The 14,301-nt window shown below is 35.7% G+C and carries 10 protein-coding genes and 1 pseudogene; 6 read left to right on the forward strand and 5 right to left on the reverse strand.

Annotated elements, in window-relative coordinates; translation table 11 throughout:
• Window positions 1–19 precede the first annotated feature (19 nt).
• Both fabD and FBR08_RS03615 read left to right on the forward strand, forming a co-directional pair.
• The gene (gene fabD / locus FBR08_RS03610; RefSeq protein ID WP_158961455.1) at window positions 20–892 is read left to right on the forward strand and encodes an ACP S-malonyltransferase; all 873 of its coding nucleotides are present in this window, start codon (window positions 20–22) and stop codon (window positions 890–892) included.
• A gap of 72 nt (window positions 893–964) precedes the next feature.
• The gene (locus FBR08_RS03615; RefSeq protein ID WP_158961456.1) at window positions 965–2,146 is read left to right on the forward strand and encodes a multidrug effflux MFS transporter; all 1,182 of its coding nucleotides are present in this window, start codon (window positions 965–967) and stop codon (window positions 2,144–2,146) included.
• A 50-nt stretch (window positions 2,147–2,196) separates the two neighbouring features.
• Here the strand turns inward: FBR08_RS03615 and FBR08_RS03620 are convergent, their stop codons facing one another.
• The gene (locus FBR08_RS03620; protein WP_158961457.1) at window positions 2,197–3,327 is read right to left on the reverse strand and encodes a DegT/DnrJ/EryC1/StrS family aminotransferase; all 1,131 of its coding nucleotides are present in this window, start codon (window positions 3,325–3,327) and stop codon (window positions 2,197–2,199) included.
• A 162-nt stretch (window positions 3,328–3,489) separates the two neighbouring features.
• On the opposite strand from FBR08_RS03620, the gene FBR08_RS03625 reads away from it, so the two are divergent.
• The 3 genes from FBR08_RS03625 to FBR08_RS03635 all read left to right on the forward strand — a co-directional run bounded on the left by FBR08_RS03625 (window position 3,490) and on the right by FBR08_RS03635 (window position 7,970).
• Entirely contained in the window at window positions 3,490–4,734 is a 1,245-nt protein-coding gene (locus FBR08_RS03625; protein WP_158961458.1) for a 3-deoxy-D-manno-octulosonic acid transferase, read from the forward strand.
• Between the two features lie 724 nt (window positions 4,735–5,458).
• A complete protein-coding gene (locus FBR08_RS03630) occupies window positions 5,459–7,615 on the forward strand; it encodes a S46 family peptidase (protein WP_158961459.1) in 2,157 nt (718 codons plus the stop codon).
• Between the two features lie 127 nt (window positions 7,616–7,742).
• Window positions 7,743–7,970 (forward strand): hypothetical protein, encoded by a 228-nt coding sequence (locus FBR08_RS03635; RefSeq protein WP_158961460.1) that lies wholly within the window; start codon window positions 7,743–7,745, stop codon window positions 7,968–7,970.
• Between the two features lie 65 nt (window positions 7,971–8,035).
• On the opposite strand, the gene FBR08_RS03640 is transcribed toward FBR08_RS03635, so the two are convergent.
• On the reverse strand, window positions 8,036–9,550 hold the full coding sequence (locus tag FBR08_RS03640) for a GH3 auxin-responsive promoter family protein (protein WP_158961461.1): 1,515 nt from the start codon (window positions 9,548–9,550) through the stop codon (window positions 8,036–8,038).
• Between the two features lie 108 nt (window positions 9,551–9,658).
• On the opposite strand from FBR08_RS03640, the gene FBR08_RS03645 reads away from it, so the two are divergent.
• A complete protein-coding gene (locus FBR08_RS03645) occupies window positions 9,659–10,456 on the forward strand; it encodes a DUF2797 domain-containing protein (RefSeq protein WP_158961462.1) in 798 nt (265 codons plus the stop codon).
• 60 nt (window positions 10,457–10,516) lie between these two features.
• Here FBR08_RS03645 and FBR08_RS03650 read toward each other — a convergent pair whose 3' ends face one another.
• The 3 genes and pseudogenes from FBR08_RS03650 to FBR08_RS03660 form a co-directional block, all read right to left on the reverse strand.
• Window positions 10,517–10,714 (reverse strand): hypothetical protein, encoded by a 198-nt coding sequence (locus FBR08_RS03650; RefSeq protein ID WP_158961463.1) that lies wholly within the window; start codon window positions 10,712–10,714, stop codon window positions 10,517–10,519.
• A gap of 121 nt (window positions 10,715–10,835) precedes the next feature.
• Window positions 10,836–11,444 (reverse strand): annotated as a pseudogene (locus FBR08_RS03655) (DUF6088 family protein).
• Between the two features lie 145 nt (window positions 11,445–11,589).
• Window positions 11,590–14,235 (reverse strand): AsmA-like C-terminal region-containing protein, encoded by a 2,646-nt coding sequence (locus FBR08_RS03660; RefSeq protein ID WP_158961464.1) that lies wholly within the window; start codon window positions 14,233–14,235, stop codon window positions 11,590–11,592.
• Between the last annotated feature and the right edge of the window lie 66 nt (window positions 14,236–14,301).

The raw sequence follows: 14,301 nt of genomic DNA on the forward strand, positions 1-14,301 counted from the left end.
TATATTTAACACGATACATATGAAAGCATACGTTTTCCCTGGTCAAGGTGCTCAATTCACTGGAATGGGTAAAGATTTATATGAAAGTTCAGCAATAGCAAAAGAACTATTCGACAAAGCAAACGATATTCTTGGTTTCAATATTACAGACATTATGTTTGAGGGAACTGCAGAGCAATTAAAAGAAACACAAGTAACACAACCTGCTGTATTTTTACACTCTGTGATCTTAGCTAAAACAATTGAAAACTTCAATCCAGAAATGGTTGCCGGACATTCACTTGGTGAATTTTCAGCTTTAGTTGCCAATGGTACACTCGCTTTTGAAGATGCTTTAAAATTAGTTTACCAAAGAGCAATGGCCATGCAAAAAGCATGTGAAATAACTCCTTCAACCATGGCAGCTGTATTAGGTTTAGAAGACGCTATTGTAGAGCAAGTATGCAACGAAATTGACGGTGTTGTTGTAGCAGCTAACTACAATTGCCCAGGTCAATTAGTGATTTCTGGAGAAACGACTGCAGTAGAAAAAGCATGTGAAAAATTAAAAGAAGCTGGTGCTAAAAGAGCCTTGCTACTTCCTGTAGGTGGAGGTTTTCACTCGCCTATGATGGAACCTGCAAGAACAGAACTAGCTGCTGCTATTGAAGCAACAACATTCAACCAACCTTCTTGTCCTGTATACCAAAACGTACCTGCAAGCGCAGTAAGTGATCCCGAAGTAATTAAAAACAACTTGATTGTACAATTAACAGCTCCTGTAAAATGGACACAATCTGTACAACAGATGATCGCTGATGGAGCCTCTTCATTCACTGAAGTTGGTCCTGGAAAAGTTTTGACCGGTTTAATCAAAAAAATTGACAAAGACGCCGAAACTTTCAACTTCTAAAATTCAAACAACTTCTATATCCAAAAATCCTTGATCCCAAAACATCAAGGATTTTCTATTTACTTTAAAACCGTGGAAAAATTATCACTTCAAGAGTGGGTATTAATCTTCACATTGGCTAGTTTAACCGCTTTAGGACCACTCGCCATCGATATGTATCTACCCGCTTTTCCCAAAATAGCTACTGACTTACAAACAGAAGTAAGCTATGTTCAAATTTCCTTATCGACCTTCTTAGGTGGTTTAGCTGTCGGACAATTATTTTGGGGCCCCATATCCGATAAATATGGAGCTAAAAAACCCATTATCTTATCCTTGAGCATTTTCATCTTAACCTCTTTTGCTTGTATGTATGTGTCTGATATCAAAATGATGTGGGCCTATCGTTTTTTACAGGCTTTCGGAAGTAGTGGTGGACTTGTAATCGCTCGATCGATTGTCAACAAGCGATTCGATAAAGACAAAACCTTAAAGATATTCAGTATTTTGGCCTTAGTTGGAGGAGTTGCTCCTATTGTCGCTCCTATCTTGGGAAATGCTGTGCTTAAATACTTTGATTGGCCTCACATTTTTACTGCTATGGGCGTATTTGCTCTATTCAGTATCGCCATGACCTTTACCTTTCTAAAAGAAGACTTTTCAAATCGATTACCTTCATTAGAAGTGAAATCCATTCTTCAAAATTACAGGAAGCTCTTTGAAAATAAAACCTTTATCACCTATACCTTTGTTGGAAGTATTGCCTTCAGCTGTTTGATGTTATACATCTCCAATTCCCCGGTACTTGTAATGGAAGTTGGCGGATTGAGCAGCACAGCCTTTAGCATCGTGTTTATGGTCAATTCTTGTGGATTAATGATAGGCTCCTTCCTCACTTCTTCTTTTTTGAGGAAACGCTTAGAACCGAAGAAAATAATTACCCTAGGCACGAGCATTCAGCTATTTTCTGCACTTAGTTTATTTGGCTTGATTATACTAGAGACCTCTATCTATTATCAATTGGTTCCTCTTTTCTTTTTTGTGTTGCCTTTGGGAATGATTTTCCCGACGTCAACCACCTTAGCTTTATCACCTTTTAAAGCAGAATCAGGTATTGCCTCTGCTCTATTCGGAGCTTCTCAATTGGCCTTTACCTTCTTAACCTCTGTTTTATTAAACACTTTAAACGACGGTTCCATGTATATTGTGGCGCTCTCATTAGCGGCTTGCGCCTTGTGTTCGCTCCTTATCAATACATTAACTCAAAAAGCATAAAAAAAAGCCTCGACTAGACATGTCGAGGCTTTTTTTATGTATGAAACAGACTATCCTAAAAAGGCTTTAATCTCATCCGTAATAAATTGAATTTGATCTTCTTCTAATTCAGAGTGCATCGGCAAGGACAACACTTCTTTTACCAATTGGTTAGTCACAGGAAAATCCTCTTCTTTATAACGAGGGTCCAAATACGCCTTTTGGTTGTGCAATGGAATTGGATAATAAATCGCACAAGGAATACCTTTTGATTGTAAATGAGCCATTAACCCGTTGCGATCTGCATTTACAATACGCAACGTATATTGGTGGAATACGTGGCTATCAGCATCTCCTTCAACTTTTGGTGTGATCACATTCGGGTGATTCGCCAAAGCTGCTGAATACTGATTAGCAGCATCTCTTCTCGCTTTATTATATTGATCTAAACGCGGTAATTTCGCGTTTAATACCGCTGCTTGTAAACTGTCTAAACGAGAGTTAACCCCAACTACATCATGGTGGTAACGCTCATACATTCCGTGATTTACAATCCCGCGAATACTATGTGCTAATTCGTCATCATTCGTAAAAATAGCACCACCATCACCGTAACAACCTAAGTTTTTAGATGGAAAGAAAGACGTTGCCCCAATATGAGCAATTCCTCCCGTTTTGACTTTAGTGCCATTTGAAAATGTATAACTAGCCCCGATACCTTGCGCGTTATCTTCAATCACATATAAATTATGTTCCTTAGCAATTTTCATAATTTCCTCCATATTCGCTACGTTACCGAACAAATGTACAGGTACGATGGCTTTTGTTTTAGGAGTGATTGCTTTTTTAATAGCTTCTACATCAATATTCATGCTATTTGGGCAAACATCCACCAAAACTGGCGTTAATTGCAACAAAGCAATTACTTCAACCGTAGCAGCAAAAGTAAAATCAGCTGTGATTACTTCATCACCAGGTTGTAATCCCAGTCCCATCATGGCAATTTGCAGTGCATCTGTTCCATTAGCACATGGAATCACATGCTTTACCCCTAAATACTTCTCTAAATTGGCTTGAAAAGTATGTACTTGAGGTCCGTTGATAAATGCAGAAGATTCTAAAACTTCTTGAAAAGATTGATTTACTTCTTCTTTAATTCCTTCATATTGACTTTTTAAGTCAACCATTTGAATTTGTTTCATCACATTGGATTTAGTATCTCTAAGTCTTTGGCTCCTCCTTATTTTAGAGCTAAATAACTCGACTGTCGATATGTTTTACAGCCACAAAAATACTAATTTCTTTACTTCAAAAATCTTTTCTTTACTAAAAGAAACGTAATTTCGCTAGATAAACAATTCTATATGCTATTTCTATATAATCTACTTATTCATATCGCTACTGCAGTCTTGCCTCTTATTGCCTTATTCAATAAAAAGATTACCTTATTTGTTCAGGGCCGAAAAGCGTCTTTTACCATTTTAAAGCAACACATTCAACCCACAGATCGCGTATTTTGGGTGCATGTTGCTTCTTTGGGAGAGTATGAACAAGGCTTACCGATTATGGAAGCTCTCAAAGATAAATTCCCTGACCACAAAATTGTATTAACCTTCTTTTCCCCTTCTGGATATGAAGTAAAAAAGAATAATACCCTAGCAGATGCCACGTTGTATTTACCGATGGACACGCAAAAAAATGTCAACACCTTTTTAAAACTTGCCCATCCAGAAAAGGTGTTTTTTGTAAAATATGAATATTGGCCCAATTACCTCCATCAAATAAAGAAACAAAAAATTGAAACCTATTTGATTTCAGGAATATTTAGACCCAATCAAGTTTTTTTCAAATGGTATGGCGGTTTCTACAGAAATGCCTTACAAGCCTTTACTTATTTCTTTGTACAAAATGAAGAATCACGTGATCTTCTTTCCTCTATTCAATTAAATAATAGCGAAGTAGTCGGGGATACGCGTTTTGATCGTGTAAGTCAAATTCTAGAAAACGATAATACCCTGCCGTTTTTAGAAGAATTGACACAAGGTAAAACCAAACAAACAATCGTTGTGGGTAGCTCATGGCCACAAGATGAAAAGATAATCATTGACTACATCAATCAGACACAAGATGAAGAAATAAAATTCGTGATTGCCCCTCACAATATCAAACCCGAACAGATTAATCAACTTTACAAAGCCATTGCAAAGCCCAAACAACTCCATTCCAATTACAAGGCAGGAGTGACAGACGTATCCCAAACGCAAGTCTACATTATCGATGCCTATAGTTTATTGACCAAAGCGTACAGTTATGCAACAATTGCATATGTAGGAGGTGGATTTGGAGCTGGTATACACAATATTTTAGAAGCAGCTACCTTTGGAATTCCCATCTTGATTGGACCCAACTACAAGAAATTTCAAGAAGCAAAAGACCTGATTCAATTGGGTAGTTGTATAGTTATTAACAATGAAGACGACTTTATCAACAATTTAAGTAAGTTATTAACAAATGATACTTTTCGCTGTGAATTAAATCAAATCAGTTCCACCTTTATCCATGCCAATAAAGCGGCAACACAAAAGATTATAAACCACGTATTCAATTAGTTAAAACAGATAAATACTTTTTACATCATTTAAAAGTTATCAACATTTCACTATACACCCTTGCATTTAATTTGTTGATAACTCGATTAACCAAAATAAAAATAGCGTAAAATATTCGCTAAAAAATAAAAAAAGGTAAGTAAACGCTTTTGTTTACTTACCTTTTATAATATGAATTAATAATTACACTATAGGTAACTTATAGAAAGTTAGAGGTATATAAAAATTATAACAATACCGAACGAGCAATATAAGGCAAAATATTGATTGCCACAATAGTTTCAGGACTATTTGTTAAATGAAACTCATACCTTAAGAGTATTTATTTTTTTAAACACCTCAATCACAAGGGAGGTTCCTACATCCTTTACATATCTTATAAAGGCTTGGTAAAACCACTTTTTTTTAACATCCTTATCTTTTTTTCACTTTACTGTTTATTCCTCTCTGTCACTCTTTGCTATTTTGTTCGCTGAAAAGGCAAAACAGAAGAAGTATAGATCGCCACATCCTTCCTTTTAGAAGAAAATTACATAATCACCAATTTTATTATCCTTTTTTCAGTACTCCTTCCTAAAAATCACATAAATCGACACACCATCATTTAACGCCTTGTTTATTTTTCTGAAAATACACTTAAAATGAGGGATGCAGGCATAAACCGTAGTACCTTTTACATGAATAGTTGTATCTTGCCCGAAATAAAAAAATAACGAACACTTTTATGAACTTAAGACTTAAAAACGCATTTAAACTGCTCGTTGCACTTCTTATTGTTCCTGTTTATGCACAACAAGGAGGTATGTGGATTCCTTCTTTGCTAGAGGGAATGAATGAAAAGGAAATGACGACCCTAGGAATGAAAATGTCCATTCAGGATATTTACGATGTAAACAACTCAAGCATGAAAGATGCTGTTCCACACTTTAACGGTGGATGTACATCAGAGGTTATTTCTCCTCAAGGATTATTATTGACAAATCACCACTGTGGATATGGTCAAATTCAATCACACTCTTCTGTAGAACACGATTATCTCGCAAATGGTTTCTGGGCGAAATCACAAGCAGAAGAATTGGCAAACGACAATTTGGAAGTTACCTTTATTGTGCGCATTGAAGATGTGACAAGCGCTGTCATGCATGGAATAAAAGCTAAGGATACTGAAATCCAAAAGCAAGAAAAAATCAATGCAAATATCTCGCGTACTGTTGCTACTTTCCCTAAAAAAGAGTGGCAAGAAAACAAGATTAAATCTTTTTACGAAGGAAATCAATACATCTTATTTGTTACCGAAACCTTTAAAGATGTTCGTTTAGTTGGTGCACCGCCTTCCTCTATCGGTAAATTCGGTTCAGATACGGACAACTGGGTATGGCCACGTCATACAGGAGATTTTGCTTTGTTCCGCATTTATGCAGATAAGAACAATCGTCCTGCTGCTTATTCCAAAGACAACGTACCGTACACACCGAAACACTTCTTCCCTATTTCACTAGATGGAGTAGCGCAAGATGACTTCACTATGGTATTCGGTTACCCTGGTCAAACACAAGAATATTTACCTTCTTTTGCTATTGAACAGATCATCAATGATTTGAATCCAGCAAAAATTGGGGTAAGAGACGTCGCGTTAAAAATAACGGATGAATACATGCGCAATGATCAAGCAATTAAAATTCAATATGCTTCTAAATATGCAGGAACTGCAAACTACTGGAAAAAGTGGATTGGAGAAAGCCAAGGATTGAAAAAAAGCAACGCTGTAGCGGCTAAAAAAGCATTCGAACAAGATTTTATTGCACGCGCGAAGAAGAGTAAAAACGCAAAAGAATACACTGCTATCTTACCTAAATTCGAAAAATTATACCAAGAAATCGCTCCTTATTCATTAAGCAGAGATTACTTTATGGAGGTTGCCTTGAGAAATGGAGAATTATTAGCAGCTGCTTGGAGACTTACTGCGGTAGAGAATGCTGCAAACAACGAAGCACAGTTTCAAAGTAGAAAGGCAAATTTATTGCAATCACAAGAGCGTTTTTACAAAAACTACAATAAGGCCGTGGACAAAGACGTCTTCAAGGCAATTGTAACCTTGTATAAGAACAATGCTCCTGAAGCATACTTAGCTGCTGAATTAAAGCAAGCTGACATTTCTGCTTTAACAGAAGAAATTTACAGTCAAAGTAAATTAACTTCTTATGAAGGATTAAAAGAATTACTAAACGGAGACGCAAACCAAGTAAAAAAGGCTTTACTAGCTGATAAAGGATACGTATTTGCCAAAAGCTTAATTGAAAACTATCAAGCAAATATTCTTCCTAAATACGAAGCGCTAGACTTAGAGATTAAAGCTTTACAACGTACCTATATGAAAGCCCAATTAGAGCTTTATCCAGATGCGAGAATTTTCCCTGACGCCAACAGTACCCTACGCGTTACGTATGGTAAAGTAGATGGTTATGCTCCAAAAGACGCTATCTATTATGAACCTGTTACTCACTTAGACGGAATTATGGAAAAATACGTTCCTGAAGATTATGAGTTTGATGTTCCTGCTAAACTTATTGAGTTATACAATGCAAAAGACTATGGTGCGTATGCAGAAGATGGTAAACTACCTGTAAACTTCATTGCGACCAACCACACAACAGGAGGAAACTCTGGAAGTCCAGCTATTGATGCACACGGAAATTTAATAGGATTAAACTTTGACCGCGTTTGGGAAGGAACCATGAGCGATATTTACTATGATCCTGCAATTTGTAGAAACATTATGGTGGACGCACGCTACATTTTATTTATTATTGACAAGTTTGCAGATGCAAAACACCTAATAAATGAGATGAAATTAGTGAATCCTAAAAAAGATAAAAAATAATACGCTGATTTACTGATAATTACGAATTATTTTTTTATATAAAAATATTTTACAAAAACAAATAATTGAATGAAATATTTTCTATATTTGTATCGAATTAATAATTAACTTTTATAACTTTAGTAAAATGAAAAAAATCGCATTAAGCATTGCTTTAGTAGCTATGATGGGAGTATCTTTTGTTTCTTGTAAAGACACTGCAAAAGAACCAGCTCAAGAAGAAGTAACAACTACAGAAGAAGTAGCTCCAATCGAGGAAGCTCCTGCAACTGAAGAAGTTGTAACTGAAGAGGCTCCTGCTACAGAAGAAGCTCCTGCTACAGAAGCTCCAGCTACAGAAGAAGTTGCTAAATAATTTTAGCTAGCAATAAAAAAGCTCCCACAAGGTGGGAGCTTTTCTTTTTTATATCCTTTCCATTTTTACTTATTCAAGACTAATAATTCTTCTAGAATTTTTCTTTCATTCGATAAACGAGGTACTTTGTGTTGTCCTCCTAATTTATCACTTCCCTTTAACCAATCGTAAAATAATCCTTGACGCGCCTGATGTAAAACCAATGGATTTAAGGTCATATTGTTATATCGCTTAGCCTCATAATCTGAATTGACTTCTTGAAGACATTGATCTAATACTTCTGAAAACTTATTTAAATCGCGAGGAGCTTTAGTGAACTCTACAATCCATTCATGTGCTCCTTTTTCTGTTCCTGCCATAAAAATAGGGGCAACTGTATATTCGGCCATTTCTACTTGAAATAAAGAACAAGCTTTCGCCAAAGCGCGATCTGTATTTTCTACCATCAACTCTTCACCAAATACATTAATGTGATGCTTCGTTCTTCCGGTGATCTTAATTCGATAGGGCAATAAACTCGTAAAACGAACCGTATCTCCAATCAAATAGCGCACTAAACCAGCATTCGTAGTAATTAACATGGCGTAGTTCTTTCCTATTTCAACATCCCTTAGAGCAATGATTCGCTGAGCACTCGTACCAAAAGTATCCATAGGGATAAACTCATAGAAAATACCATAGTCTAACATCAAGAGCAATTCATTGCAGCCATTTTGATCTTGAATAGCAAAAAACCCTTCTGAAGCATTGTAGATTTCGTAATACTTGAAGTCACCACTAGGCAGTAATTTTTGGTATTGCTCTCTATAGGGCTCAAAACTCACTCCGCCGTGAAAATAAACTTCTGCGTTTGGCCATAAATCTAATAAACTTCCTTTTCCTGATTCTTGCATAATCTTATTAAAAAGAACCAACATCCAGGAGGGAACACCCATAAAACTCGTTACATTTTCATTTTGCACTTCCTTAATAATCGCATTCATTTTAGTTTCCCATTCTGCCATCAACGAAGTTTTATTGGAAGGCGTACTACTAAACTCCGCCCAAAAAGGCATATTATCGATTAAAATAGCAGATAAATCACCAAAAATCGTATTGTTATCTTCATACAACTGTTTACTTCCACCCAATCGCAATCCTTTTCCTGTAAATAACTGGGAATTTTCATTGTTGTTGAGATACAAGCAAAGTAAATCCTTAGCTGCTTTATAATGACAGTTCTCTAAAGCTTCATTACTAACGGGAATGAACTTACTCTTCGCATTGGTTGTACCACTTGATTTAGCAAACCAACGAATAGGCTCAGACCAAAAAATATTATTTTCGCCTCTTCTAGCCCTTTCTATAAAAGGTTCAAACTCTTCATAGGTATAAATAGGCACACGTTCTGCAAACGTTTCATAACTTTTAATACTCGCATAATCATATTGCTTTCCTAGTAAAGTTTTTTCATTCGCCTTAATTAAGCTTAAAAAAACATCATTTTGAACCTCATTGGGGTATTTTCGAAATAAATCTATTTGATGAATTCTCTTTTTCAGAATCCATGAAGCAATAGAATTAACAATTGTCAGTGCCATATATACATTATTAATAAAGTAAACTCCTTTTTTCTGCAAAAAGAGAATCTAAACAATAAATTTTGTTTTTGTACTTTTACTCCTTACCCAAAAATAACAATTTTATTTATGCTATACGAAGGAGTTTTAAACAAAATGCAAACGGAATGGAGTAGCCCAATTGAATACTATTTGGTCTTTCAAAATAACTTCATCAATTTGAATCAAGTATTAGATCGTCGACTAAAAATTTCATTTGTCGATTACCAATGTTTGAACTGTGGCTTACACAAAAAAATATTCCGCCAAGGGTTTTGTTACGACTGTTTTTATGCGAGCCCTGCTGTGGGAGATTGGATTATGCGTCCAGAATTAAGCACGGCCCATTTGGGAATTGCAGATCGAGATTTAGCTTATGAAAGCAAGGTTCAATTACAACCGCATATTGTTTATCTAGCAGCTTCTAGCGATGTGAAAGTAGGGGTTACGCGCAAAACGCAAGTTCCTACCCGTTGGATTGACCAAGGGGCTTCAAGTGCAATTCCCATTATTGAAGTGCCCAACCGCTATTTGGCAGGAATTACAGAAGTCGCTTTAAAAGATTTATTTACAGATAAAACAAATTGGCGAAAAATGTTGCAAAATGATATCATCGACACTGATTTGTTATCCATTAGAAATACATTAGGAGATAAACTTCCTGAAGAAGTGCAACCTTACTTTGCCTCTACCTCAGCAGATTTATGTCAATTAAATTATCCCGTGTTAGAATTTCCAACTAAAATAAAAAGTTTAAACCTAGATAAAACGCCAGCTTATCAAGGTGTTTTAAAGGGAATAAAAGGGCAGTATTTACTATTTGAAGACGGTACGGTATTCAATATTAGAACGTATGAAGGTTATGTCGTTCAAATTGACATTGAATAAAAAAGGAAGCACTAGAAATACCCCAAAAAGTTAGACTCTTTTTGGGGTATTTTTTATACTTCATTTTCTGTTCAATTGATTTTCAATATCTTTTATCCTTTTCAACAATTCACTCCAAGACAAACTCTCTCCCATAATCATATATTCTTGCATAGTAGCGTAATCAGCCTTCCAACGACTCGTCACTTCTTCTGGTGGCAAAATACGAAGTTTACCCTTTTTATGATTGCTGTAATTTAATCCTCTTATTGGTGTCATTCGTTGTCGATGTTCTACTAATAGATCAAATAACCTATCATCTGCAATAGCGAGTAGACCCTAAGGAAAGGTTAGTTTGTTCTATGATTACTTTTTTTGTTCTTTTTTCAAGTCATTCCACCTACACCGCTGATGAGTAAAGTTGATTAATTATTTCTTGAATCCATCTTGGGGCGTGTTTCAGCTGAGTCATTCGTGCATTTTGATCCACCTGCTTTACAGCAGGCAATAGTAAATTGAGAAAAGAAGGGCTAATTTCTTTTTTTTCCTTTGCTCTCAATGCTTGTACAAGGAGAAATAATAACTTATCCTTAATCAAAAATGTCTTAGGCACCGTGCGTTTAAAATAAATCGTTCTCGTGCCTATGGTAATTTCTCTAGGTGAACCATCGGTTAAATACACCACTTTCAAAGGGATTTAAGTAGTTAATCCTAGTAAATATTGCGCCATAACTCCTGTAGGTGCAATTTTAATTTTATCGCGTTTTGCAATTTTTATGGCTATATCTTCTATACTGGGATATAGCTTTCCCAACAAACGATCTTCTTTAGGCTTGACGTAGATACCCTGTGCAATTCGTTCTATACTTTGCTTCTTCTCTAATCGAAAAAGCACTTGTCGGATATTATCAGCGGTACCATAAGCGGTAAAATCATCCGCAAAAAAAACATGTCCTTTATAGGATTGTACAATTTTGTTTTCGATTTGATTTTGAACTGAATTTTCCATTTCACCTAGCTTATTATGTCACAAAAACAAGTTTTTTTTGTGACACAATAAGTTAAAAAGAAACATTAAAGTACTTAAGTATACCGCATTAAAAAAGGAGTGAAGTACTTTAATACTTCACTCCTTTTATTTACTTTTCTTTTATTTACTCACTTTTCTTTTTGCCAAATAGATCTTTCAATCCTTTGCTTATCTTATCAACGGTTTCTTCCGTTTCTTTTTTCTTTTTTTCCTCTTCTGGGGTTGACTCTCCATTTGCATTTTCTTTCCCTTTATTTCCTCCAGTCAACAAATCCTTTAACGCATCTTTTCCTTTATCAAGGTATTTATTCGCTTGATCTTCGGCAATCTGTTTGGTTAAGTTCGTCACTACCTCGTTCATATTAGTTCCTACTTTCGGCGCACTAAAATTACCTGTTAAGTCTACTTTTACTGGAATAGCATCGTATTTAGCGCTTTCTTGTGGACTTAATTTAGCTAATAGGTTCGCTACATCTGATCCTAGCATTTTCGCTGGCACCTTGAAATCTAACGCATAATTCATTTGTTGGTCAAAACCGTGTTCTCCTGAAATTTGAACATTCATATCTTTTACTTTCAAGTCAAAGGGAGAAACTTGTACTTTACCATCTTTGAATTTTAAATGAATGCGTTTATTGTTTAAATCTAATTTACTCAAATCAACAAATTTCACGGCTGAATCTAAAGAAGAAAGCAATTTCGAATTGGCTACATTCACTTGTGAATTCAAGATATCTCCTGTTAAATCTCCAGATAGCGTATTCATAATCGGCGAAAAATCACTTCCTTCTAACTGCCCATCCAATTTAATGGTAGCGTTGATATTCCCTGCAATAATTCCAGCAATAGGGGCAATCTTTTTTAAGAACTCGAATTGCGTAAACGTTTCTTTGATATCCAAGGTCTTCAAGCCTAAATCCATATTGAATTTGGGTTGAGCTGTTTTAGTCGACACATCACCTGCAAACGCCAACTTTCCACCAAAAAGATCCGTCGTCATATTTTCTAAACGCGCCGTTTCATCCTTTACAACTAGTCGTCCTTTTACATTTTTAAGTGTTAGATTATCATAAACAACCGTTTTGGCATCTGCATTAATGGTACAGTCTAAAAAAGCGGGAATCTTTAAAGCCTCACCTTGTGCTACTGGTTTTGCTTTATCTGTTTTATCTTTCTCTGTGGTAGGAGCTGTTGCTTCTTCTTTTAGTAAATCTGCCAACACAAAATTAGTCGATCGAACATTGAAATTTCCTTTCAACGTTTGTTTATTGAATAAGAATCCATATAAATTATCCAAGCGTCCATCGGCAGCTACATCTGTTTGACCTGTAGCTAAAATAAATTTATTCAAGCTCACGTGATTGGTATTAAACGCAAGAGCAGCTTCTTTGATATCCAAAGGTTTTGCCATCGCATCTGACGCAAAATGAAAATTGGTTAAACTAATATCCCCTGCATTTTTGATGTTTTGATATTGGCTTTTCTCTACCGAATTCATATCAAAATTGGTTGTCACATTCGCCCTTAAAATTCCAGTCAATGGCACATCTAATTGTACAGGATACGCTTTAGACACATTGGCTAAATTAATCACCCCATTCAATTTCGCATCCACAAGTGGGTTTTCGGTCAAATTTTTAATATTTGCGCTCGCATTAAAAACATCTTGATCAATTTTAAAAGACAATTTATTCAAATCAACATAAGTATCTTTCACCAACCCTGTTTTATTCATGATTTGCATGTCCAAAACAATTTGCTCTACAGCTTTAGGTAAGTCAGGATACTTAAATGAAGCTTTGTTTGCCGCCATTTCAATCGCTAATGTAGGAATAGTCGTTTCCGTTAAATTCCCTTTCACCTGTCCTGCTACTTTAAATTCCCCTGTTGTTGTTACCCCTTTTAGTCCCCCTGCGTACGCTTCGGGAATGAGTCCCAAAAAGTTTTTAAAGTCTGAATCTGGTGTAGCAAAAGACAAATCAAAAGCCTGCCCTTCTTCTAACAATTGAATTTTTCCATCAAATTGCAAAGGCAGTTGGTTGATCAACGCTGTATTTTCTTTGAAGCTGTAGATTTGTTGATCCATATCCATGCCAATCATCGCATTCAAAGACAACTGCACTTGATTTAAAAAAGAGGTTCCATCCATAACAAAAGAAACTTTTGCGTTGGATTTCGTATCTAAATCTAGAACATTAGCCGTTAAATTTCCTTTTCCTTCGTGGTTGAACTCCTCTATGATAAATTTCATTTTCGAGCTTAGATCCGTATAGGTAATCTTGGTATTTTCAATTTGATAATGCTGTAAAGCCAGTGAAAAAGGTTTATCTTCTTTCTCTTCCTCCTCGTCTTTTTCGTCCTCGTCTTTTAATGCAATATCGTAGTTGGCAATTCCTTGCTCATTGACTAAAACGTTAATTGCCGCGTCTTTCAATAGAATTTCTTGAATGTTCATCGGTTTATCTGCCCCATTAAACAACTCCATGACGGACATTTGCAATCCAATAGTCTGAGCATGCAATAAAGTATCCCCTGCGAAAGGCTCATTGTTGACAATGGTTAATCCGTCAATGGTTACTGTTGCTTTGGGAAAATTTTTGAGTAAACTCAAATTCACCTTGTCAAAAGACACCGTTGCCGTTAGGTTATCATTGATCGTTTTCAGTACTAAATCTTGAATTTTACCCTTAAATAAAAAGGGTGCGGCAAGTAAAAGTAGGAATAGTCCCACTATAATTCCACCGACCCATAATGCAATTTTCTTTTTCATAATCATCTAATTTTATACAAAATAACAAAAAAAAGAGTCAACTCAAATGAGATGAGTTGACTCTTT

It is taken from the genome of Myroides fluvii, from assembly GCF_009792295.1.
Lineage (GTDB): Bacteria > Bacteroidota > Bacteroidia > Flavobacteriales > Flavobacteriaceae > Flavobacterium > Flavobacterium fluvii_A.